This window comes from Marinomonas sp. 5E14-1 (assembly GCF_039939215.1).
Taxonomy (GTDB): Bacteria; Pseudomonadota; Gammaproteobacteria; order Pseudomonadales; family Marinomonadaceae; genus Marinomonas.
This window is the reverse complement of the sequence record NZ_JBDXMW010000001.1, coordinates 138,510-162,552: the sequence shown is the minus strand read 5'-3', so window position 1 is coordinate 162,552 and position 24,043 is coordinate 138,510. Positions and strand designations below refer to the sequence as shown.

Genomic DNA, 24,043 nt, shown 5'->3' with positions numbered 1-24,043 from the left:
CTATCAAAGGTCAATACATGTAGGAAATTTATCTTTACGGCGTTGATGCAAAAAAGTGAATTTTTTATTTGTATTATAATATGGCTTCATATATTTTGTTTGCTGGTAGTGATTCTCACTACAAGCAAACATTAATTACACCAACAATAATAAAAGGGTGTTGATATGACTAACTTATTCAAAGGGACGATGGGTGCTTGCCTGTCTGTACTAGCTGTTGGCTGTGCAGTGATCCCAACCCCTCCTCCAGTGACTGCTACTGCTAGTGATCACGACGGTAATGCTCCTGAAAGACTTATTGATGGCGATCTAAAAACTCGCTGGTCTGCCAATGGCGATGGTGCCTGGGCGGTATTAGACTACGGTAAAAATATAGACATCAACGCTGTTAAGATGGCATTCCATAAAGGCGACGCCAGAGCCTCATCATTCATGATTGAAGGTAGTAATGATGGTGTAACATGGACAACTCTCCTTCCAAAAACACAAAGCTCAGGTACGAGTTTAGGATTAGAACGATTCGGCCTAGAAGCGACACAAGCTCGTTATGTTAAATATATCGGTTTCGGTAACACTTCTAATACGTGGAACAGCCTTACGGAATTCATGGCGGCAAATTGTGAAGTAGATAGCTGCTCTACATCTGAATTAAACCCAATGGCGGTTGCCTCTGTTCCTGTTCATGTGACAGCAAGTGATCATGATGGTAATGGTCCTGATAGACTGTTAGACCATGACTTGAAAACACGTTGGTCGGCAAATGGCGACGGCGCATGGGTTGAGTTCGATTACGGTAAAATCATTGAATTAGACGCTGTGAAATTGGCTTTCCATAAAGGTAATGCTCGAGCGACGTCTTTCTTGTTAGAAGGCAGTGAAGATGGCAAAACTTGGAATACTATTCTGCCAAAAACAAACAGTTCAGGTTTTTCTAATAGCCTAGAGCGTTTCGAGTTAGAGCGAACAAAAGCACGCTACATTAAGTATGTTGGTTACGGTAACACATCCAATACATGGAACAGCGTAACAGAATTTTTGGCCGCTAACTGTGCTGTAGATGCTTGTCCTATCAGTGAAACAGCGCCTGAGCTTGAAAAAATGGCCGCCATTGAAAAAGCAAAAGCAGAAGCGAAAAAACTGGCTGAAAGCAAAAAAACAAAAGTGCGTCCAGGTGATTTCGGTACACATGTACCTTTAATATGTGATGCGAAAGTATCTGACTGTACTTGTTTGAAAACAAATCCTACTTGTCAGTGGTGGGAAGCTCCTCTACCAGTTGTAGAGGTTCCCGCACAAGTTCGTCCTGACTTTAAACCAGGTCAAAACTTTGATTTAGGTGGTTGGTACTTATCAATTGCTACAGATCATGACGCAAATGGTAAGCCTGATGATGTGCCTGAACAGTACCTTGCCCAAGGTTATGAGAATCCTGATTTCTTCTATACGGCGAAAGATGGCGGCTTAGTCTTCAAGAGCTTTATCAAGGGTGTTCGTACTTCTAAAAACACAAAATATGTTCGTACTGAACTACGTCAAATGTTGCGCCGTGGTGATGAAAGTATTCCTTTAAAAGGTGTGACGAAAAACAACTGGGTGTTTGGTTCTGCTCCTGAAGAAGACAGAAAAAATGCTGGCGCAGTTGACGGTGTATTAGAAGCAACATTGAAAATAGATCACACAACGACAACAGGTGAACCTGAGCAAGTAGGTCGTTTCATTATTGGTCAGATCCATGCTAATGATGATGAGCCTATCCGCCTTTATTTCCGTCAGTTACCAGGCCATAAAAAGGGCTCTGTGTACTTCGCCCATGAAAACAGAAATGAAGGTTCTGATGTTTACTATGATCTAATTGGTAGTCATTCTGGTGCCGCTGCGGATCCTGTTGACGGTATCGCGTTGGGAGACGTGTTTAGCTATCGTATTGAAGTAAAAGACAATGACATGACGGTAACCGTTTCTCGTGATAATAAGCCTGATGCTGTGCAAAAAGTAGACATGAGCAACAGTGGCTATGACGCTGGTGGTCAATACATGTACTTCAAGGCAGGTGTGTATAATCAAAACCATTCTGGCGATCCAGAAGATTATGTACAAGCGACTTTCTATAAGTTAACAACGAAACATTAATTGTTATATAGCGCTTTTGCTTGATCCTAAAAATCCTCGTTAACTCTAACGGGGATTTTTTTATACCCTCGATTTTCAAGTGTCTGTTCGATACTATAGCACCCGTCATAAATAATTGATTTCTAATGATAAGTATAACGTTATCTGTTAAGAAGGATGAGAGTGTATGGAACTGACAACCTGGCTTTCTTTGGTTGCAGTGTGTGTGATGGGAGCCATTTCACCTGGGCCAAGTCTCGCGGTTATTTTACGTCTGTCCATTTCTCAGACAGCTCTGCATGGCGTGCTTGCCTCTGTTGCACACGGTTTAGGTGTTGGTTTTTGGGTGTTTATTACCCTTCAAGGTTTGGCTGTTCTTATAGAACAGCATCAGCAAGTATTCTCTGTCTTGACGATTTTGGGCGGGCTTTATTTAGCGTGGTTAGGCATCAAGGCATGGCGTTACGCTGGTAAAAGTCAGGTAGACGAAGTGGAAACCGTCAAATCATCCTATTGGGAAGTCATGCGTGACGGGCTTATGATTTCTTTAATGAATCCAAAGATTGCGCTTTTCTTTTTAGCTTTATTTAGCCAGATGATTGACGTTGAAATGACGGCTATGATGAAGCTTCAATTCTGGACAACTGTGGTTGTGATTGACGGTGGTTGGTATGTCTTAGTGGCGTTGCTTTTGGCTAGCGGTCCTGTTTTGCCTTGGCTACGTAAAAACATGGTTTGGGTCGATCGAACTATGGGATGCTTGCTTATTATGATTGGTTTAAAAGTGATTCTTGGTTGAATCGCCATCGAGTTATGTTTTCAAGAGATAAAAAAATCCTCGCAAAAACTGACGAGGATTTTTATTCACTCAATCTCTTCATCAAACTTATTTATTAAAAATAAAGTCTTCAGATTTCATCAGACGTTTTGTCCAAAGTTCATAAGCCTTTTTGGTTAAATGAAGCTTATCACTATCAAACAGATTTTCTTTTACTTCGCCTTTTTGGTCGAGCAAGGTTAAGAACAAATCAATGTATTGTGTATTAGGGCGTGTTTTTGCTAAGCGTTCTAATTGTACGTTTGTGGTTTCAATTGTCTTTCGCATTTTAAGGCGGGCAGGGCTGCATTTAATGCTGATCAAAGTCACAGGAATGCCTGGTAAGTGACGATCTATTTTCTGCAGTAATTCAATGTACAGCTCAACAACTTTGTTGCTGTCATAATGATTGCCGATGTCATTGTCACCCGCATAAATAACCAAAGACCGAGGTTTATGAGGCAGAATAATGCGCTCAAAGTAATAAACGCAGGCTTCTAATGTTGCGCCACCAAAGCCTAGGTTAATGCCATCTTTTTCTCGGAAATTACTATCAAAATCATGCCATAAACGCATGGTGGAAGAGCCATAAAAAGCCACAGGCTGATCTTTGTACTCTTGGTGAGCTAAGTGGAATTCTAACTCTCTTACATCAGATTCAAACTCAACGTCAATTTGGTTCAAGCTCATGACATTTGAGCGGTAGCCATTTTTGCCACTAAAAATAGGGTATTGGCGAATTTCTTTGGATAGTTCTACCGCTTCATTCACATAGCCTTTGTATTCCTCTTGATAAGCCGCTAAGAATTGATTCAAAGCCGCTTTATTCGTGTAATCTACTTTATCAGACAGCTTGAAAGCGGGTTTGATAATAACAGTATAGATATTATGGTCAGCGCGTTTATCAAAGTTAGCAACGGCAATAGGAACGATCCAAGGTTCTTCACTTCCCAAGGAACCTGCGATTTCAAAGGCATGTGGTAAGAACCTTCCAGGCGACTGATGAGTGTTGAAACTCTGGCCTTCTGGAGAAATTATCAAAGGAAAATTCTGGCGTAAGGTTTCTTGAGACTGTTGAATAAACTGATCGTATTCAGGTGTGCCTCGAGTCAAGTTTTCCCAGCTATTGATAAAAAGGTTGCCGAACTTTTCGTAAAAATCGTCACGCCAAAACTCACTCTCTTTACTGCGACGAACAACACGCTGGCCAGAAATACCGTATTCATTATCAATAACCATGGAACCAATAAATTGAGCGTCCATAGAGAAACGGAAGCCATTTGGTAAGCGGTTTGTAGGTGATCCTAATAGGTGATTATAAATGAACAGGGAGCCGGCTTTTTTCGGTAGGTTTTCGAGGCCTTTGATGACATAAGGTACTTGCTGAAAAGCTTGTTTAAAAAGCTCAGTCCCTAATCGTCTTGCATCTAGACTTGGAGTGTCTTTTGGCAGACTGTTAATGCTGTCGTAGACATTTTGAAGGTGACGATAAAAGGCGTTTTCACGTTGTAAGTCTTTCAGAATATCGAGACACATTCCCGAAATAGTACGTTCTAAGACGCTGCCGAAATGTAAGCATTTATAGAGTACACCGAAGGCTTCATCTGTAGTTATGGCACTTTTTAGTAATTCGCCTACTTTGTAAAGCGGTGAACTCACCGGTAAAAGAGCGGCATTTTGTTCAATGACGTTTGTCACGGCAAGCGTTTCATCGTTAGCACTTTGAGACAAATAGCGCATACGAGCGGCCAATAAGTGAGTGCCTACAAGCCAAATGAGTCGATATAAGTATTTAACAGACAGTTTCGGGTTATCTTCAAGTATGGTGAGCAGATCATCACGTTTGATAAATAAGATGCTGCTGTCTCTTGACGAGATGATAGAAGAACGGTTTTTAAGTGTGGCGTTTTTGGTTGTCCAAGATAAAACCGTACCTGCACGGGAAATCGAACGTGTGGTAATAATGTCGCCAGAATCTGTTTGATAGTTGACAACCACTTTGCCTTTTATCAGTAAATATAAGCCATCAGAAGGTTGGTCTTGTTGGCAAAGTATGTCGCCTTGGTGCGCTAACAAAATGGAGGATTTTTTGGCTAAGGTGTGTATTTCCGCTTGAGTGAAAGTTTCACAGAAGGGAGCATAGTTCAGCAAACTAATGGCGTCTTTCAAAGAATGAGTTTGTGTCTCGCTGCCTGAGAAGGGGCGAGTTTCCTCAAAAGCCAAAGACTCATTTGAGAAGAAGGGGCGTGTTTGGTTTTGAATGCTTGTGAGAACAGGTAAAGATTCTTGGTAGATAAATTGTAGAAACTGTTCCGAAAATTCAGGGTTACTTTCTAAGATCTTTTGCAGCTCTAAAATAGGCCACATTAATAATGTCGAGGATTTTGTGGCAGTAAAGGTGGTTGCATAGCGAGATGGGTGGCGAAATGCAGACCAACCAATGGGAGAAAAAGGGTCATTGATAAGGCCAACGTTATAGGATTTTCCTGCTTCTTGTAGAGGAACAGAAATAGCAATTTCACCTTTTACTAGAAAGTAAATATGCTGCCCAATTTCAAATTGCTTTGCTAATACTTCTTCTGGTTTCAAGGTTTTGACGCTGGCGAGATCCGTCAGAGCGGAGATTAAATCTGCATCGGCTTTTTCTATAAAGGGGAAAGCTTGTATTTGTTTTACTACGTCCATCTTTTATACCTCAAAATCTGTATTGCACTAGTTGCGGCGTTTAATCGTCACTGTCTCGCCTAAAAGGCCATAATCATTACCGCCTAATCGAGCGAGCGGGTTGAGCTTTTTATTGTCAATAATGACTCGGTCGTTCTCTTGGGTGATTAATTCATCATCCACATATAAATCCAATATTTCTAGGTAAAGACTATCAAAAGTGCTATTGCCTAGTTTGTGTACATCAAATAACCGGCAATGCAGTGCAACTTTCGCCTTTTCAATTCTTGGCAATGTTTTCGTGAATTCAATGAGAGATAAGCCTATTTGGGAAAGTTCAGATTCTCCTGTTGGCAGATTCATTGCGCTCTCGTTCACTGCATGCATTAACTCTCCACTAGGAATATGCAAAACACATTCCTTTTCACGGAGAAGATTTTGTTTTGTGTCTTTTGCAATATCGTCTGTTTTGTTGCCAATTGAAACAACTAATAGTGCAGGATCAGAAGAAAGAGCGGCAAAGTAAGAGAAGGGTGCTAGATTGAACTTTGTGTTTTCGTTTTTCGTTAAAATCCATGCAATTGGGCGCGGTGTGATCGTTTGAGTGATTAAGTGATAACGCTGATTGCCTGAAATTTGATCAAATTGGAAACGCATAAATTTCCTCACCGTTAAACATGACTTATTAAATTACTACAGATAGCAATTGATTGTGAATGTTTGAGTGGAAACTTATGAAATTTATTGTAAAAAAAACAATGAAATGAATGTTAGTTTGATGCGAGCCAGTGCAAAATAATGAGAACATCGCAAACTCGATGTGCTTTGATCTAATCTATTTTGACGTTCTAGTAGGCTTCTATGATGCTGTTGAAAGCAATAACCACTCGATCTTTTTTACCAAAATAGGGTAACGCAGAATGTTTAAGATACGATGGGAAAAGAATAATTTGGCCTTCTGTCGGTGTAAAGTCCCAAACGCCTTGTCCTCCTAAATAAGCGGTACCAGGATCAGCATAATGTTCCGCATTGGCTCTTGGGTCGTAAAAACGGTTTAAACCACCGTGGCCTTCGTTTTTAGCATCACCAGGTTCAAGATAATAAATACCACACCAAGAACAATTAGGGTGAGAGTGAACATCATGGTAGCCACCACTTTGAGTAACGTGATACCAAGATTCTATAATATGCGCGTCTGCTTCCATATCTTCAGGCCAGAATGCTTGGTTAACTGAGGCTGCCACTTCAAGGATTAACTCCTCAAAGACTCGCTTTGCTTCCATGATATTGGCATCTGCAATCTCTAAAAAATCCAATGTACTTTCATGAAGGGCATGTTTGGCTTTTGGTGCTATGCGGCTATCAATTGCTGTCGTTTGTAAGGATTTTTGCTGATAAACCGCTGCTAGTAAAGCCTCTTTTAAAAAATCATGATCAGGCATAGTTGTGACAAACAAAGGCGTTGTCCATGCGTTAATTTCTTCGATAATAGGAGTGTCGATCATAATTTGAGTCTAAATAAAAATGCGGACAGAGTTAGATTAATAAGGTAAATCTAACTCTGTGGAGACTGGTTTGAAGCCACAAAACATCATAACCAGATTACGAAATCCTGTATGGATATCTGGTCCTTCTAAGCCTTTAACGGTTTTGTCCATAAGGGCAAGGTAGTTCTGCATATAAGGAAGCGTTGCTTGGTTGTGACGAGACATGGCGTTTTCATAAAACGGGATGCGTTTATCCCAGATTCTTTCTCCTTGGCAGGCTTGTCGTAAGCTAGAGGATTTCATCGCTTGAAGTAGGTTCGTCAACGTTTGTATTTCGCGATTAAACAACCAGAGAATAATGTTTGCTTCAACACCTTCGCTGATAAGTTGGCTAAGGCAGTGCATGGCTTCTTTTACTTTACCCATGAGCAAGCGATCGCTCAAATCATAAATGGAATAGCGGCTGCTATCCGCAACGGACTCAACAACTTTTTCGGCGTCAATTTTCGCGCCGGAGCCATGTATTAATACCAGCTTTTCGAGCTCTTGTGATAGGGCGAGAAGGTTTCCTTCACCACGTTCGCAAATGATGCTGGCGGCGTCACGGCTTAAAGACAAATCAAGCGCTTGGGCTCTTTGTTGAACCCAAGCCCCTAAGCGGTTGCTATCAATGGGCCAAATTTGAACGAATATACCTTTTGATTCTAATTGAGTGAACCATTTGGCTTTTTGCGTGCGAGCGTCTACTTTCGGAAGCGTGAGCAAAACGACATTATCTTCGTTAAGGGACTGACTAAGTTGAGCCAGTGCTTTGCTGTGTTTTTCTGCCATTTTATCGATTTGAATATCAAAGACGCGACGGGATGAGAAAAGCGATAAGCTGTTGTTTTCGTTGATGACGTCTTGCCAATCAAATTGTGCGTCGGCGACAAAACGTAAGCGTTCATCAATGTTATGAGCAAGGGCTGCTTTGCGAATAGTATCTGTGGCTTCTTGGCACAACAAAACCTCGTCCCCAGAAATAATATAAATGGGTGCGAGGCTTTTTTTTAGCTGCTGCTCTAATTGATCAACTCGTACTTTCATTTTGTTGGCCTAAAAGCGATTTGCTTACAGCGGAGCGTAATTCAAATCACTGACTAATTGTGCAGCCAGGTCAGTGTACATGGCTTTCATTTGCGACGTGTTATAAGACAAAGCGGTACTTGCTGAGCTATTTTGGTTTTCTAATACTCTGCTAGTGGTTATTTGTCTTGGGCCATAGAGAGATTTTCCATCGGCCTGACGGATAAAATAATAGCTATTTAAACGTCGTTGTACTTGTGTCGCATCATTTGATGAGTCGTAAGCTAAGTCTATATCTGAGGAGGTGATTTTGTTCACTTTCAGATTAAATGTATTTTCGTTTGCATTACTTTCTTCAAAGATGACAACGCCAGCCTTCACCAACGCAATACGCAAAGCTCGATCAAATTCATCAGAGCCACTTTCTGATGTTAAAGTTAATGTTTTGAGGGAGCTTGTAAGGTCTACTTGGCCGCGTAAATGGAAACCGCAAGCAGTAAGGCCCATCGCTAATATCGCGAATAAGAAGTAGCGAGTAGTGTGTATGAATATGGCTTTCATATTCCCTTCTGTATTGTGTGGTATGAAAGAAGGGGTAACTTAAGTTCCCCCTTGTTTTATTTCCTATTAGTTGGCAACAATATTTACCAGACGACCAGGAACAACAATGACTTTGCGAACCGTTTTGCCTTCAAGGAACTTGGCAACATTCGGGTGAGCAAGTGCTTCAGCTTCGATGGTTTTCGCATCGGCACTTGCTGAAACGGTTAACTCAGCACGTTTTTTACCAAGTACTTGAACCACAATAGTTAGCTCATCTTTAACTAACGCGGCTTCGTCCAATGTCGGCCATGGAGTATTAACCACATTGTCAGTATGGCCAAGGTCTGTCCAAAGTTGGTGAGCAATATGAGGAACAATAGGTGACAACAGCAAGGTTGCTGCTTCTAATGCTTCACGTTCTACTGCAAGGCCAAGTTCAGATTGATCTTCAAACTTACTGATCTCGTTACAAAGCTCCATGACAGCGGCAATGGCCGTATTAAACGTTTGGCGGCGTTCAATATCATCAGTCACTTTTTGGATGGTTTCGTGTGTTTTACGGCGCAATGCTTTTTGTGCGCCATTAAGAGCTTCAATGTCCAGTTTGCCAGCTTTACCTGCATTGACGTGGCGGTATGAAAGCGTCCATAAGCGACGCAAGAAGCGAGAAGCGCCGTCAACACCAGCATCATTCCACTCAAGGGATTGCTCTGGTGGCGCGGTAAACATGATGAACAAACGAACTGTGTCTGCACCATATTGCTCGATCATTTCTTGAGGGTCAACCGTGTTGCCTTTCGACTTCGACATCTTAGTGCCGTCTTTGTTTACCATGCCTTGAGTTAACAAGCGTTTGAATGGCTCGTCAGAGTTCACCAATCCCGCATCGCGAAGCAGTTTATGGAAGAAACGTGAGTACAAAAGGTGAAGAATAGCGTGCTCTACACCACCAACATATTGGTCTACTGGAAGCCAGTAGTTTGCTTCTTCGGTTAACATCGCATCCGTTGAGTCTGGGCAGCAGTAACGCGCGAAGTACCAAGAAGATTCCATAAAGGTATCAAAGGTATCGGTTTCGCGTTCGGCTTCTTCACCGTTGAACATGATGTTAGAGAAATCAGGGTTGTTTTTGATAGGTGAATTAACACCATCCATAACAACGTCTGTTGGTAGTTCAACAGGTAGTTGATCGGCTGGAACAGGAACCACAGAACCATCTTTTAGGTTGATGGTTGGGATTGGTGTTCCCCAGTAGCGTTGGCGGCTGACCCCCCAATCACGAAGGCGGTAGTTGACTTTAACTTCACCAATTTTACGCTCTGTCATCCAAGCTGAGATAGCATCAAATGCTTCTTTAAAAGCCAAACCATCGAATTCACCAGAGTTACATAAGATGCCTTTTTCAGTGAATGCGGCTTTGTCTAAATCAATTACTTCTTCGCCTGCGGGCTGAATAACTTGTTTTATTTCCAAACCGTATTTTTTAGCGAATTCGAAATCTCGTTGGTCGTGAGCAGGGACAGACATTACAGCTCCAGAACCGTAATCCATCAAGACAAAGTTGGCTGCATAAACTGGCACTACATCACCTGTAATTGGGTGAACGGCTTTAAAGCCTGTGTCCATACCTTTCTTTTCAACAGTGGCCAAATCGGCTTCTGTTGTGGAGATTAGTTTGCATTCTTCGACAAAAGTAGCCAATTCAGGATTCTTTTCAGCGGCTTCTAAAGACAATGGATGCTGAGTCGCAACAGCTACATAAGTCACGCCCATGATGGTATCTGGGCGAGTCGTATAAACAGACAAACGATCTTCTTTGCCTTCTACTTCAAAGCTGAATTCTAGACCCTCAGAACGTCCAATCCAGTTACGCTGCATGGCTTTAACATTTTCAGGCCAACCATCTAACTGATCAAGATCGTTTAATAGCTCTTCTGCGTAATCTGTGATGCGGATAAACCACTGAGAAATTTCTTTACGTTCGACCAAAGCACCAGAACGCCAGCCGCGACCATCAATAACTTGCTCATTGGCTAATACTGTCTGATCGATTGGGTCCCAGTTTACCGCCGCAGTTTTTTTGTAAGCTAAGCCTTTTTCAACTAATTGAGTGAAGAACCATTGTTCCCATTTGTAGTATTCAGGTGTACAAGTGGCAATTTCACGGTCCCAGTCGTAACCAAAGCCAAGTTCTTTCAATTGGCCTTTCATGTAGGCAACGTTTTCCATTGTCCATTTGGCTGGTGCGGTTTTGTTCTTAATGGCTGCGTTTTCTGCTGGCAGACCAAACGCATCCCAACCCATTGGTTGTAGAACGTTTTTACCTTGCATACGCTGATAGCGAGAGATCACATCGCCAATTGTGTAGTTGCGGACATGCCCCATGTGAAGTCGGCCACTTGGGTAAGGGAACATAGAAAGGCAGTAGAACTTTTCTTTACTAGAATCAGCGACGGCTTTGAAGACTTTGTTTTCGTCCCAAAAAGATTGTGCAATTTGTTCAATTTGCTGCGGATTATATTGTTCTTGCATGATGTAATCGTATCCCATGATCGACGTGAGGTTGGCAGACCCATATTCTCTTTTGATAAAGCTGGAGCATTATAACGACATAGCGCAAGATAATGCGGAAATGGCCAACAGAGTTAAAAAATATACGCTATTTTATAGAGATGAAGCCTTAATTAGAAGGTGCATGGAGGAGGAGTTATGAAATCAATGAAAAAAGATTCACCAAAATCCATTAAGAGCTCTAATTTAGTAGAAGAAGCGCGTAAAACATTGCAAGGTGCGAAAGATTGGTTGTTGGAAGACGTTGCTTTGATGAGCGCTTATTGGCACGACAAAATGGGCTACACCGAAGCCTGGGTCGATGCAAATTGGCATCTTGTTTTGGGCGAAGGATATGAATGGATTGGGAAGCTGGATGAAAAAGAAGACGCTGCACTATTGTGGCTTATCAATCATGTTAATAATAATCCTGTGCCGCTAGAGCAATGCCATGTTGCTGGTAGTGTTGTCGAGTCCGGAATGTATCATTGTATGTTTTGTGGTCATGACAGTGTATTAGAAAGCAAACAGGTGCTAACGCCTTGTGAAATATGTCATTACGGGTTGATGTCGACACATAATCAATAAAAAAAGAGCGAGCTGGTCGAGTGGCTCACTCTTTTTTACATGATTAGTTATTTTTTCGTTTAATGAACAAGCCACCCAAATAGGAAAACACAACGCAGAATGTCAATAAGATCAAGGTCGGCCAATAACCAAAGCTGACATAAGGCGTTATACCTGTAAAAGCTTTTGCTTCAGCGGTGAGTGTGGTTTGCTCAAATTGTGGTGCTTGAGCAACAATTTCCCCTTTCTCGTTAATAAACGCAGTGACACCTGTATTGGTTGCTCGAATCAAATAGCGACCTGCTTCTTTGGCTCTAAATTGCGCGATTTGTAAGTGTTGCCAAGGACCAAAAGAAGTGCCGAACCAGCCATCATTACTGATGGTGATTAAAAAGTCGCTGTCTCTTACCATGCGCCGTACTTGCTCGGCATAAACAATTTCATAGCAGATAAAAGGCGCAATGCCCCATTCTCCAACTTGCAAAACAGGTTGATTATCGTCACCTGATTTGAAGTTGGAAATTGGCATTTGGAAAATATCAAGCAAAGGACCAATGTAATCACCAAGCGGTATGTATTCGCCAAAGGGAACGAGTCTTTGTTTGTAATAAAGCCCAAAGCCATTACCTGTTGCCCAAATAGCATTGTAGTAATCTTTTCCATCGTCGCTGATATCAGGAACACCTGTAATTAAAGTAGTGTTACTGTTAGCAAGTTCTTGGCTGAACGAAGACAAGTGAGGTCTTATTTGTGAATAAGCATAAGTAATGGCTGTTTCTGGCCAAACTACAAAATCACTGTCTAAGTGTTCCATTGTGGTTTGCTGGTACTCAGCAAGAGATTTACCTGCCATGTGTGCAAGCCACTTCTCATCTTGTTTCACATTTCCTTGAATCAAAGTAGCTTTTAATGAGCCTGTTTCTTCAACCCATGAAACAGGAAAATAACTTAAAAGTGCTGCACCAGCCCAAATAGCAAGAACTGTTAGCGCTGGGGCTATATGATTGGACTTTTTTAACAATAAACTGGCAATAGTACTGGCTGTTAAAATTACAATAGTGCTTGATAGCCAGATACCACCAATTGGCAGCAACTCAAACAACCAAGTATTTTCAATCGCATAACCTGGCAGTAGCCAAGGGAAGCCAGTGAAGAGAGTGCTTCTAGCAAATTCACCTAAGAGTAGGGCAAGAGTGGCCCAAATACTGGTTGGTAGTTGAGAGAATTTGTTCATTAAGCGCCAAGATAGCCACGCTGAAAAAGCCCAAAATAGGCAAAGTACCGCAATAAAAGCCAGTGTGATCAAAGCGGCAATAATAACGCCCACTTGACCATATTCTGCAATGCTGACGTAAACCCATGAAACCCCAGCACCAAAGAAACCTAAGGCAACAGATGTGCCGCGTTGACTGGCTGTTTTGGCCGTCGGACTGCTTAAGATGAATAGCGTAAAGGTGATTAGGCTAATAAAGTAACCAGGCCAAAAATGAAAAGGCGCGAAACTGGTGACACCTAATGCACCTGCAATAAGGCCGATTAGAGTGGTTACTTTAAGAGACGCTTGGTTGAGTAATTTAAGAAGGCGAGGCTCCCGCCCCGTCTTGTGGTTTGTTAAGTCGGGGTGGGAAGCTGACATATTATTCTGAGGTTTCTTGTGTTGGTTTTGAAACTTGAATCGTTTTGATTCGTCGTCCATCGGATTTAACGATACGGAAATGGAAGCCGTTGAAAATCAGCTCTTCATCTCGCAATGGTACATGACCAAATTGTTGAACCAAAATACCACCAACAGTATCGAACTCTTCTTCGTTAAGCTCGACTTTAAAGAACTCATTGAAATCTTCTATGCTGCAAAGAGCAGGAACCAAATACACACCTGGCTCGCCTGTGATCTGAATACTTTCATCTTCGTGCTTATCGGTTTCATCTTCAATTTCACCGACGATCTGTTCAAGTACGTCTTCAATGGTAACCAAACCAGATACACTACCATATTCATCTAGCACTAATGCCATATGATTGCGTTTGGTTCTGAAGTCGTTAAGCAAAACATTAAGGCGTTTACTTTCAGGAATGAAATTGGCAGGGCGCAAACGAGCAAGAATGTCCTCGTTTGAAATGCCTTCTTCTTTGAATAATAAAGGAAGTAAGTCTTTTGCTAATAATACGCCGAGTATTTCGTCTGAATCTTCCCCGACAACAGGGAAGCGAGAATGGGAGGAATCGATTACTTTTCGAATCGATGTTTTTGGATCATCCTCAGACTTAATGACGACCATTTGTGATGGTGGAATCATGATGTCACGTGCTTGCACTTCCGATACTTCTAGAGCGCCTTCAACAATAGTGAAAGCATCTTTGTCTATAATGTCGGATTTTACAGCGGCTTCTAGCAATTTAACGATATCGCCTCGGCTGCGTGGTTCATCATTGAAGGCTTGCGTTAAACGCTCAAACCAAGATTTTTGTTGATCGTTAGGTAAACTCGATCGGTCATCGCTCATTAGGGTGTTAACTCACTCTTTTATCAAATATGGGTCGGAAATGGACAGAGAGGCTAAGAGCTCGGTCTCTATTGATTCCATTTCTTCTGCTTCATCATCATTTATATGGTCATAACCACGTAAATGCAAGATACCATGAACAGTCATATGTGCCCAATGATGAAGTAAGGGTTTTTGTTGTTCTTTTGCTTCTTTTTCGACAACTTGAGTGCAAATGACTAGGTCTCCTAATAATGGTAGTTCTAGCCCAGGTGGTGCTTCAAATGGAAAAGAAAGTACATTTGTTGGCTTGTCTTTGCCTCTATATTCATGATTGAGAGCGTGACTTTCTTCTTCATCTACGATTCGAATGGTTATTTCAAATTCATCACCAGATGTTGGCAGTGCTTTTTCTACCCAGAGTCTGAAATCAGCTTCACTTGGCAAGTTGTCTACAGCATCAGTAGCTATTTGTAGGTCTAAGTCCAAGTGTGGCATTACTCTTTACCTGCAGTTTTGTCGCTGGATACCAGCTCAGCTTGGGCTGCGCGGCGTGCTTCATTAAGTGCTTTCTTTTCGGCTTCTTCTTCGATATCAAAACGATCATAAGCTTCAACAATGCGTTGGACAATTGGGTGACGAACCACATCGGAAGAATTGAACATAGCCATGCTAATGCCATTCACGCCTTTCAAAACATGCATGGCGTGAGCCAAACCAGAAGACGTACCACGAGGTAAATCAACCTGTGTCGTATCACCTGTAATCACAGCAGTTGAACCGAAGCCGATACGAGTGAGGAACATCTTCATCTGCTCTCGTGTGGTGTTCTGGCTTTCGTCGAGAATAATGAAAGCGTTATTGAGTGTACGTCCGCGCATAAAAGCAAGAGGAGCAATTTCGATGACATTTTTCTCAATCAGCTTATCGACTAGCTCAAAGCCAAGCATTTCATATAAAGCATCGTAAAGAGGGCGTAGGTAAGGGTCGATTTTTTGTGACAAATCGCCTGGTAAAAACCCCAGCTTTTCGCCAGCTTCAACGGCAGGTCGAACCAACATAATACGCTCGACTCGATCCGCTTCTAAGGCTTCAACGGCACAAGCAACGGCCAAGTAGGTTTTTCCTGTTCCAGCAGGACCGATACCAAAGTTAATATCGTGTTGGCGAATTTGCTTTACATAGCCTTGTTGGTTTGCACCTTTTGGTTTGATGTAGGCTTTTCGAGTTTTAATCACAACCTGATCATTTCTCTCTCTTTTGCTGTTAGTAAGAGATTCAATAGCCGATTCTTGAAGGTACAAGTGAATGGTTTCAGGTGAAACTTGTTTACTGGCAAGAGCTTCTCGGTAAAGGTTTTCAAGAAGCATCTTAGCTGCTGCTACGTGCTCTGAATCATCGCCAGAAATACTAAAGAGGTCTGCTCGATACTGAATAGAAATACCCAAGCGTTTTTCTATTAGTTTGATATTTTCATCGAGCTGACCACAAAGGCCAGCCAAAGCATCAGCATTAGCTGGAGTTAGACGAGTTTGTTGAGTTGTCTGTGTAATTTCCAAGGTTTGCCTTTGTCTATTTAGGTAAAAAGCTTTTCAGTATAAAGCTTATTGAAGTACAAAGTCAGTGTCGAGTTCAGAACCAACTAATTCACCAAGCAGAGAATTAGGGTAAGCATCTGTGATAACGACATCCGCAAATTTGCCAATCAGTTGCGGGTCGAATGCTCGGAAGTTCACAATTCGATTATTCTCTGTTCGGCCTTGAAGTTGTCCTGGATCACGAGGTGAATAACCACTGACCAGAATACGTTTCACTTCACCAACCATAGCTAAACTAATGTCATAGGCTTGCTGGCTGATACGACGTTGTAGAATAGAAAGACGTTCTTTCTTCACGTCTTCTGGCGTATCGTCTTCTAAATCAGACGCTGGAGTACCAGGGCGTTGGCTATAAACAAAGCTGAAAGAGTGATCAAAGCCAATTTCTTGAATTAGATTCATAGTATCAATGAAGTCGTCATCAGTTTCGCCAGGGAAGCCGATAATGAAGTCAGAAGATAGGCTGATACCAGGGCGAGCTTCTTTGATGCGGTTGATCTTATCAATGTAGTATTGACGATCGTGTCCACGTTTCATCGCACTTAAAATGTTGTCAGCACCACTTTGCACTGGCAAGTGTAAGTGGCTTACCAGTTTAGGTTCAGTTCGGAAAGCTTCAATGAGGCTGTCCGTAAATTCAACTGGGTGAGACGTCGTAAAGCGAATACGTTCAATACCATCAATTTGCGCCACCGCGTGAATAATATCGGCAAGATCTGTTTCATCACCTTCAGGTGATTCACCACGATATGCGTTGACGTTTTGACCTAATAAATGGATTTCGCGCACACCTTGTTCCGCTAATTGAGCCACTTCGACAAGAATGCTATCAAATGGTCGGCTAACTTCTTCACCGCGAGTGTAAGGTACGACACAGAAAGTACAGTATTTGCTACAACCTTCCATAATAGAAACAAAAGCTTCTGCGCCTTCTACGCGAGGCGCAGGAAGGTGGTCGAATTTCTCAATCTCAGGGAAAGTGACGTCGGTAATTGGGATTTGGCTACCTGCTGCATTGACCATTTCCGGCAGCTTATGCAGTGTTTGAGGCCCAAAAATCATGTCTACGTGTTTAGCTCGCTTGCGTATTGCGTCGCCTTCTTGGCTTGCAACACAACCCCCAACACCAATCACAAGGTCTGGATTTTTCTGCTTTAGCTTTTTCCAGCGTCCAAGTTGGTGATATACCTTGTCCTGTGCTTTTTCACGAATAGAACAAGTGTTTAGAAGTAGTACGTCTGCTTCGTCTGCGTTGTCTGTTAGTTCCATTTCATGGCTTTCGCCAAGTAAATCTGCCATACGAGAAGAATCGTATTCGTTCATTTGACAGCCATGAGTTTGGATAAAAAGTTTCTTTGCCATGTAACCTATAAACCTAAAAAGAGTTCGTCTAATCGACTTTGAGGTTATTATATTGGGCTTTGCTCTGGAAGCCCAGAGCTGTTATGAATTCCCTGTGCTTTTAATTAAAAAAAGTAACGTGAGAGAGTCATACTTTTTCTGACTAGAGCTTTTAATCAAGAGAGGTCAGAATGGTTGAGCTAATGGATTGGTTTTGGAGACGTTTTGAAAACTTATTTTCCTGCTTCTGTGTTGATGTTTTTAATCTGTGTTGGTGCTATTCCTCACCCTCTTTATGCAGAAGTAGAACACCCTAACTTTGTGTTTGGTCTAGGTTATGGCGTATTAGATAATGACTCGCTGGTGAACATAGATTTCGCTATTAATATGCCTGTGGCGGAACATATATCCACTCAGGTGTTGTTAAATAGTAACTATTTGGTCACAGGTTCAACTGAAGAAAATTTTGCTCAATCTGAATTGTCTTCCAACTGGTTTTTGAGTAATCGTTATGGGCGAATAGGTTTTGGCTTAGGTTTTAGCGAGTTAGAGCCCATGGATGAAAGCTTAGATGTTGAGCGAGAATTAATGGGGCAGGTTATTGGAGAACTATTTATCGATAGCTTCTCTTTGTCGGCTCATTATATTTCAAACGAATTGACATTAAGCAATGTGACAAGCTCTCGTTTTGGGGCTGGCTATTATATCAATGAAGATCAGCGGATCTCCTTATATAGAGAAGAATACGGTGAAGGGAATATAGGTTGGCGTCTCGAGACCTACTTCCAACCCAAGAAATATGAGCAGAAGGGAAGCGTTGGAGTCATATTCAGAACAGGCGAAGGCTATGATTACTTAGGTGTTATCTTTCAATATTACTTTGACCATAATGTCTCTTTGCAGCAACGAGAAAAAAAGTTTCATTAAGTTTTTAGTCATCTGGTGTTGTTTCTGTGTCTAGACTTTGAATAGTCCATTTCGGTAAGGGCGTTTCTTTAGTAAGTGGTAAACACTCCCCAATTATGATTTCTACGCGACGATTACTCTTTCTACTTTCCAACGTACGGTTTGATTGAAGTGGTTTGGAGTCCCCATATCCAATGACTTTTATTCTCTCGTCTAGAATAGAAAGTTGATCAGTGAGTACATCGGACACTTGCTTTCATCTTGGATAATGCGAGGTTTATGCTTGGGCTCCTTGTACTTCTCATGATGAGCTCTGCAAGTACTTCAAGTCATCAATGGAAAAAGCATCTGCCCCAGATTTTATGATCCAATAGTTTGTCATAATGGGCTAATTTGATTGAAAACATACAATATATTCACGATTGTGAGAATTTTATCGACTAGTATAAATTAGGTGTTAAATTTTTACTGATTGTCTTAAAGTTACCAGATGTTTTGAAAAATAGTCTCAATGTTTGAGGAAATATTCGTTATTCTAATGGAATATAGATATGAGTCACTTTGCGTGTAAAGAGTTTTCAGGGTTAGAAAAAGAGCTAAAAGATGATTTGTTGGAATGCTATGTAGAGGCGCAAGAAGAAATAGAGAATATCCTTATTTCGATCGACAAAGATGGCTTTTCATTTGAAAAGTTAGATCAATTATTTCGTTCCCTTCACAGTATGAAGGGAAACTGCTCTGTTTGTTTTTTGGATCCTTTGGTCGATATTTTACATAGATTAGAAGAAATCGTTGACGGTATGAGAGGTGGTTATATTCAATATCACCTACATTTAGGTGAATTGATCAAATGTGTGATTGAAAAAACTTTTATCCTTTTAAAAGAGATCTACCAGTTTCACGTTGCTGAAAGTGAGATGCGAGACATTCTAAAGAATAGCCTAGACTCTATTTACAAAGAAGAAGACGAAGCTAAACGTTTGGTATTGACCGTGAGCTTATTAAAAAAATGTGATCAAGAGCTTTATGAAGAGGAGGAAGAGACAGAATCACAGTCACTCATTATCAAGGTTGAGTATTCTGACAGCCAGCAGGCAGACATTGATTTATTTTCAGGTTTCAGTCAAAAATTGAATCGGTTGCTTGGCTTTTCTAATGAAAGAAGCGAGAGGATTCTTAAACTATGTCAGTTGATTAATTCTGAGTGCGATGGGCCTGTCGATCCTGTGCAATTGAGCGCTGCTGCTTACATGCATAATATGGGAAAGGCCCAAATTCTGAATTGTAGTGATAATGAAGAAGCGAAAAAGCATGCCCAGTTGAATCATCCTATGGTTGGTGCTCAATTATTAGCTAAACATGAAGGTTGGGAAAACGCCGCTTTAATGGTAAAGCATCATAAAGAACGATTTGATGGCACTGGTTTACCAGACGGTTTAATTGGCTCTTTAATTCCACAAGGCGCATTTATTATCTCTATGGCGGTTATGTTTCTTGATATCGTTTGGGGGAAATCCGGCAAGGAATACAATAAAAGTGCCATGCGAGCCATTCAAATGGTGAATTTAGAAAGTGGAAAGGCATTTCCACCTCATCTAATTCAGTCTTTTAACTCTGCAATGCGTAAAGCCCTAGTGGCGAAAAGCCGATAATATGCTGTTGGCCCTTCTTTCAATATGAATAACCGATTATTGCCTCTTGTTTTTCATCCTCACTACAGTATCCCTTTTCCAGCTAGACATAGATTTCCTATGTCTAAGTTTCGTTTTCTGGCTGAAATCTTGCGTGAGCAAGGCATTTTAACCAATGAAAATGAATATAACCCAGAGCCACTTTCACTTACGACCTTGATGCAAGCTCACGACCCTGGTTATGTGCAGCGTTTCATTCGAGGAGAGCTTACGGCGTTGGAGGTCAAGGAAATTGGTTTACCTTGGTCTGAATGGTTGGTTGAGCGTACTTTGCGCGCTGTTTCTGGAACCTTGCTTACAAGTGAACTTGCATTTCAACATGGTCTTGCGTGTCACCTTGCTGGAGGAACGCATCATGCTCATCCGGCCTCAGGTTCAGGCTTTTGTATCTTTAATGATCTTGCTGTCGCAGCCTTTAATTTGGTTGCTACAGATAAAGCTAAGAAAGTGCTGATACTTGATTGTGATGTTCATCAAGGAGATGGAACAATTGCTTTTTTTGAAGGGCGAGAGGACATTATTCCTGTGTCTTGGCATTGTGAGGAAAACTACCCAGCCATTAAAAAAACAGCGGGAATAAACATACCGATTCCAAAAGGAACAGGTGATTCGGATTATCTAGATATTCTTAAAGAGACGCTCCCTAATATTTTGCAAGAGTACCAACCGGATTTTATTTTCTATGATGCAGGTGTCGATGTTCATCAAGACGATCGACTTGGGTATGTGAATTTAACGGATAACGGTATTTTAGAAAGAGATAAGTATGTTATTAATGCTTGCATGACCCTTAATATTCCAACCGCTTGCGTTATCGGTGGAGGGTACGACAGGCAGGAGGAGAAAGTAGCTTGGCGACACAGTTTACTTCATCAAGCTGCCAATCAGGTTTGGAATGAGCACCTGAAATAGTCAGGGATTTGATTAGAAAATGTAAAATTTGAGGCAAACATGAAAAGAGGTCTTTTAATTAAGAGCTTGCTATTGGTGTCTGTTGTATCCAGTAATGCTGTGATCGCTGCAGAAGCACCATCAACCAAGTTTGATTTATTGGGTTGGACACTTAGTGTTCCAGTAGACGAGGATGGGGATGGTAAGTCTGATCAAATTAAAGAAAAACAGTTGGATGCGGGCTATGTATCATCTGAGTTTTTTTACCTCAATGACGACGGTGGTATGGTATTTAAGTCACCTGTGGAGGGGGCTAAAACCTCAAAAAATACAACTTATACACGCTCAGAATTGCGTGAAATGATTCGTCGCGGAGATACAAGTTATAAAACAAAAGGCGTTGGTGGTAACAATTGGGTGTTTTCAACTGCGCCAGAGAAAGACTTAGAGAATGCTGGTGCCGTAGATGGTTCCATGGAAGCCACACTTGCTATTAACCATGTCACAACAACGGGTAAAGCATATCAAATTGGTCGAGTTATCATCGGTCAAATCCACGCGAATGATGATGAACCTGTACGTATTTATTATCGTAAGCTGCCTGGCAACGCACTTGGCTCTATTTATTATGCCCATGAGCCTAGAGTGAACGAAGAAGTGTATGTTGAGTTGATTGGCAGTCGAAGTGATAGAGCAGAAAACCCAAAAGATGGCGTTGCTCTAGATGAGAAATTCAGTTACCGAATTGATGTTGTTGGTAACAAGCTAACAGTGACCATCATGCGTCCAAGCAAAGCTGATATTGTGAAAGTGACTGATATGAGCGCCAGCGGTTACGATGAAGGTGGTCAGTACATGTATTTCAAAGCTGGTGTGTACAATCAAAACAAATCAGGTGAGCCGGACGATTATGCTCAGGCTACCTTTTATGATCTTAAAGTAATGCACTAATTAAAATGATCTTTATATGTAGAAGCCTTGGTTTTCAGTAAGCAGGGCTTCTACATATCAAAGACTGCCTTCTATTTAATCACCTTTCTCACTTGGAACAGTTAGTATCATAGATATGTGTTCTATCCCATCTTCCATGTAAGGTATAGATGACGTCATAAAACCATGAGATTGATAAAAGTTTTCAAGACGTGATTGCGCTCCTATTTTGATTGAGGTAGTTGGCCATGTATTACGGCAAACGCCTATAGCTTGATCGATAAGCTCATGACCAATTTTATATTGTCTGTGTTCTTCAACAACAAGCACTCGACCAATACTTGAGTGTGACGGGTAGCTGATTTCAGGCGCGATTATTCTGGCGTAAGCGACAGGCTTGTCTTTGTCTAAGGTGAATAAATGCTTAGTTTCAGAATGTTTATCGATATTGTCTAGCTCTGGATAAGGGCAATTTTGCTCTACAACGAATACATCAGTACGAATTTTCAGTAAATCGTAGAGTTCATGTAGAGAGAGTTCGTCAAATAATTTACAGCGCCATTTCAGCATTATGCACTTCCTAACTAGCTTGTGTTGTTAATTTAAAAATATTCATATTCATATTCATATTCATATGCTTAAAGTGATTCATTATTCCCGTTAGAAATGCGTTTTAATTATGTCCAAAATAATTTTAATAAAAAGATTCATATGAAAACCATACTTGAATATCTATCACCATACGCTTTCTATCATCAACATCGTAAAAATATCGTGACCCATTTTATAGGAAGTCCAATGATTTTGGTGGCGATTACGGTTTTGTTATCTCATCCGAAATTTTCTGTCTTTGGCATAGAACTTACCCCCGTTTTAATTACCGCTATGATATCTGAAATGTTTTACTTATTTTTAGATGAAGTTGTTGGCTTGCTGATGGTGTTTCTTATAGGGCTGTCTTTATATCTTTCAAGCTATATTACATCACAAGAAATAGTCGTCTGGTTAAGTATAGGCATTGGTTTGTTTGTTACCGGGTGGATAATCCAGCTCATTGTTCATTACCTCGAAGGTAAGAAACCGGCATTTATTGATGGCATTATTGGCTTGGTCATTGGGTCGTTATTTGTTGTGGTTGAGGTTTTGTTTTTGCTGGGGGTCAAGAGATATTGGAAACAGGAAATCCATGCTTTTTGTAAGCAGAAGAATAAATATGAAGGATTAGAAAAGTAGAAAGGAAAAAATGAATGGGTGGTGCGCTGATATTTTTATTCTCGCGACCATTCCATTGGAGTGAGCTAGTTTGTTGATCTAAACCAACAGATACTTAGAATTGCTGATAATATTATGCGTGCTTAAGAGTGCGTGGGTTCAAGTTAGTTTTAAGATTAGCGAAAACTTTCTTGATTGATTTTGCTAAAGAAACGATACCAGATGATAGATATTCAGCACGTTCTGCATTAGCGAACATTGCATATTTCTCTGCTTCAGTCATGTGTGAAGTATCAACTGCCTCAAGTAGTAAAATGATTGATTGAGTGTTTTTCATAATGTGCCCCTAGTGGTTTTGGTTAAAAATTTTTGCTTTTGATGGTTAAATAATAGGCGCCACTAGGAATGATGACAAACGATAAAAAATACCGTTATAGATGAAAAAAACTAACCCTTTGTTCAGAAGTACTATTTCTTAGACTCGAAACGGTCAAAGTTCATTGAGGTAATAAACAACTTTGAAAGTCTGCTTTCTTTGTGTCAGCTTAAAATAAAACCGCCCTAGAAGGGTTGGCTTTAGGGCGATAAGAATACAAAACAATAGTTATAAATAATTAACTGCAAAGGGCTGTAATTAAAGGATCGTTGCTTTCAAGAGGAAACCAACTAGTTGATGAGTTAACAGGGTTGTCTGAAGTCGCTGAATTATGTGTAGAAGCGCTGAAGTTTTGTGTGAAATCTGTTCTTGCTTCGTTTACGCAGTCAATGATTTGAGGGACTCGTTTTGCTAGGCTGCGACGCTCAAAAAAGTATAAATCTACAAGAACTAAGCTTGGATCAACTTTATTCTTCGCAGAATTCGACACATCCGCTGCAATAAATCGCATTGTTTGAGGAAATACATAGCTCCAAGGTCGCCATGGTGCTTCTTCCTCAACGGCTTTTACAACCACCACGCCATCAGGTAATAAGCTTGTTTGATGATCGTACCAGTCGTATTCACCTTGTATTTGAAACCCCAGCATAGCCATACCTGCAAATGCAGGAACTAGCCATTTTGGCGTCATTTGTTTAGATAGTTTTCTGATGAGTAGGGCAATACCCGCGCCGCCGACGCCGGCAAAAATCGTCGCAATGAGTTCCCAAATCATAAATCTTCTCTTTTTTAATTAAGGGTTGTTTATTAGAA

23 protein-coding genes are annotated in these 24,043 nt (G+C 41.1%); 8 read left to right on the top strand and 15 right to left on the bottom strand.

Annotated features, from left to right (window positions below):
- The first annotated feature begins 165 nt into the window (after positions 1–165).
- Together ABFY09_RS00755 and ABFY09_RS00750 are read left to right on the top strand one after the other, a co-directional pair.
- Positions 166–2,130 carry a polysaccharide lyase family 7 protein gene (locus ABFY09_RS00755; RefSeq protein WP_347982378.1) on the top strand — a complete coding sequence of 655 codons (1,965 nt, stop codon included), beginning with the start codon at positions 166–168 and terminating at the stop codon, positions 2,128–2,130.
- Positions 2,131–2,296: 166 nt separating this feature from the next.
- The gene (locus ABFY09_RS00750) at positions 2,297–2,908 is read left to right on the top strand and encodes a LysE family translocator (protein WP_347982377.1); all 612 of its coding nucleotides are present in this window, start codon (positions 2,297–2,299) and stop codon (positions 2,906–2,908) included.
- 87 nt (positions 2,909–2,995) lie between these two features.
- Here ABFY09_RS00750 and ABFY09_RS00745 read toward each other — a convergent pair whose 3' ends face one another.
- The 6 genes from ABFY09_RS00745 to leuS form a co-directional block, all read right to left on the bottom strand.
- Positions 2,996–5,611: a cyclic nucleotide-binding domain-containing protein gene (locus ABFY09_RS00745; protein ID WP_347982376.1), complete on the bottom strand. Its 2,616-nt coding sequence runs from the start codon at positions 5,609–5,611 to the stop codon at positions 2,996–2,998.
- 27 nt (positions 5,612–5,638) lie between these two features.
- On the bottom strand, positions 5,639–6,247 hold the full coding sequence (locus ABFY09_RS00740) for a flavin reductase family protein (protein WP_347982375.1): 609 nt from the start codon (positions 6,245–6,247) through the stop codon (positions 5,639–5,641).
- Positions 6,248–6,438: 191 nt separating this feature from the next.
- Positions 6,439–7,095, bottom strand: a complete 657-nt coding sequence (locus ABFY09_RS00735; RefSeq protein ID WP_347982374.1) for a putative 2OG-Fe(II) oxygenase — start codon at positions 7,093–7,095, stop codon at positions 6,439–6,441.
- A gap of 36 nt (positions 7,096–7,131) precedes the next feature.
- The gene (holA, locus tag ABFY09_RS00730) at positions 7,132–8,163 is read right to left on the bottom strand and encodes a DNA polymerase III subunit delta (protein WP_347982373.1); all 1,032 of its coding nucleotides are present in this window, start codon (positions 8,161–8,163) and stop codon (positions 7,132–7,134) included.
- Between the two features lie 24 nt (positions 8,164–8,187).
- Positions 8,188–8,703, bottom strand: coding sequence for a hypothetical protein (locus tag ABFY09_RS00725; RefSeq protein WP_347982372.1), 516 nt, complete (start codon positions 8,701–8,703; stop codon positions 8,188–8,190).
- A 66-nt stretch (positions 8,704–8,769) separates the two neighbouring features.
- A complete protein-coding gene (gene leuS / locus ABFY09_RS00720; protein WP_347982371.1) occupies positions 8,770–11,217 on the bottom strand; it encodes a leucine--tRNA ligase in 2,448 nt (815 codons plus the stop codon).
- Between the two features lie 177 nt (positions 11,218–11,394).
- On the opposite strand from leuS, the gene ABFY09_RS00715 reads away from it, so the two are divergent.
- On the top strand, positions 11,395–11,823 hold the full coding sequence (locus ABFY09_RS00715; protein ID WP_347982370.1) for a hypothetical protein: 429 nt from the start codon (positions 11,395–11,397) through the stop codon (positions 11,821–11,823).
- 43 nt (positions 11,824–11,866) lie between these two features.
- Here the strand turns inward: ABFY09_RS00715 and lnt are convergent, their stop codons facing one another.
- From lnt to miaB, 5 genes are read right to left on the bottom strand one after another with little or no spacing between them, the layout of a single operon-like run.
- Complete coding sequence (gene lnt, locus ABFY09_RS00710) at positions 11,867–13,438, bottom strand: apolipoprotein N-acyltransferase (RefSeq protein ID WP_347982369.1); 1,572 nt, start codon at positions 13,436–13,438, stop codon at positions 11,867–11,869.
- Position 13,439: 1 nt separating this feature from the next.
- The gene (locus ABFY09_RS00705; RefSeq protein WP_347982368.1) at positions 13,440–14,306 is read right to left on the bottom strand and encodes a transporter associated domain-containing protein; all 867 of its coding nucleotides are present in this window, start codon (positions 14,304–14,306) and stop codon (positions 13,440–13,442) included.
- Between the two features lie 12 nt (positions 14,307–14,318).
- Positions 14,319–14,783: an rRNA maturation RNase YbeY gene (gene ybeY, locus ABFY09_RS00700; RefSeq protein WP_347982367.1), complete on the bottom strand. Its 465-nt coding sequence runs from the start codon at positions 14,781–14,783 to the stop codon at positions 14,319–14,321.
- Positions 14,783–15,844 (bottom strand): PhoH family protein, encoded by a 1,062-nt coding sequence (locus ABFY09_RS00695; protein WP_347982366.1) that lies wholly within the window; start codon positions 15,842–15,844, stop codon positions 14,783–14,785. The genes ybeY and ABFY09_RS00695 overlap by 1 nt, the downstream gene beginning before the upstream one ends.
- Before the next feature lie 45 nt (positions 15,845–15,889).
- Positions 15,890–17,245, bottom strand: a complete 1,356-nt coding sequence (gene miaB / locus ABFY09_RS00690; protein ID WP_347982365.1) for a tRNA (N6-isopentenyl adenosine(37)-C2)-methylthiotransferase MiaB — start codon at positions 17,243–17,245, stop codon at positions 15,890–15,892.
- 204 nt (positions 17,246–17,449) lie between these two features.
- Between miaB and ABFY09_RS00685 the strand changes: the two genes are divergently transcribed.
- Positions 17,450–18,151: a hypothetical protein gene (locus tag ABFY09_RS00685; protein WP_347982364.1), complete on the top strand. Its 702-nt coding sequence runs from the start codon at positions 17,450–17,452 to the stop codon at positions 18,149–18,151.
- A gap of 4 nt (positions 18,152–18,155) precedes the next feature.
- On the opposite strand, the gene ABFY09_RS00680 is transcribed toward ABFY09_RS00685, so the two are convergent.
- Positions 18,156–18,380, bottom strand: coding sequence for a hypothetical protein (locus tag ABFY09_RS00680; protein ID WP_347982363.1), 225 nt, complete (start codon positions 18,378–18,380; stop codon positions 18,156–18,158).
- 301 nt (positions 18,381–18,681) lie between these two features.
- On the opposite strand from ABFY09_RS00680, the gene ABFY09_RS00675 reads away from it, so the two are divergent.
- The 3 genes from ABFY09_RS00675 to ABFY09_RS00665 all read left to right on the top strand — a co-directional run bounded on the left by ABFY09_RS00675 (position 18,682) and on the right by ABFY09_RS00665 (position 21,663).
- Entirely contained in the window at positions 18,682–19,782 is a 1,101-nt protein-coding gene (locus tag ABFY09_RS00675) for an HD domain-containing phosphohydrolase (RefSeq protein WP_347982362.1), read from the top strand.
- Between the two features lie 99 nt (positions 19,783–19,881).
- Positions 19,882–20,733, top strand: a complete 852-nt coding sequence (locus ABFY09_RS00670) for a histone deacetylase (protein ID WP_347982361.1) — start codon at positions 19,882–19,884, stop codon at positions 20,731–20,733.
- A 39-nt stretch (positions 20,734–20,772) separates the two neighbouring features.
- Complete coding sequence (locus ABFY09_RS00665; protein WP_347982360.1) at positions 20,773–21,663, top strand: polysaccharide lyase family 7 protein; 891 nt, start codon at positions 20,773–20,775, stop codon at positions 21,661–21,663.
- Positions 21,664–21,738: 75 nt separating this feature from the next.
- On the opposite strand, the gene ABFY09_RS00660 is transcribed toward ABFY09_RS00665, so the two are convergent.
- On the bottom strand, positions 21,739–22,212 hold the full coding sequence (locus ABFY09_RS00660; protein WP_347982359.1) for a GNAT family N-acetyltransferase: 474 nt from the start codon (positions 22,210–22,212) through the stop codon (positions 21,739–21,741).
- Positions 22,213–22,353: 141 nt separating this feature from the next.
- Here ABFY09_RS00660 and ABFY09_RS00655 point away from each other — a divergent pair, with 141 nt between their 5' ends.
- Positions 22,354–22,875, top strand: a complete 522-nt coding sequence (locus ABFY09_RS00655; RefSeq protein ID WP_347982358.1) for an Mpo1-like protein — start codon at positions 22,354–22,356, stop codon at positions 22,873–22,875.
- A 112-nt stretch (positions 22,876–22,987) separates the two neighbouring features.
- On the opposite strand, the gene ABFY09_RS00650 is transcribed toward ABFY09_RS00655, so the two are convergent.
- A complete protein-coding gene (locus ABFY09_RS00650; RefSeq protein WP_347982357.1) occupies positions 22,988–23,191 on the bottom strand; it encodes a hypothetical protein in 204 nt (67 codons plus the stop codon).
- Between the two features lie 277 nt (positions 23,192–23,468).
- On the bottom strand, positions 23,469–24,005 hold the full coding sequence (locus tag ABFY09_RS00645) for a hypothetical protein (RefSeq protein WP_347982356.1): 537 nt from the start codon (positions 24,003–24,005) through the stop codon (positions 23,469–23,471).
- Positions 24,006–24,043 lie beyond the last annotated feature (38 nt).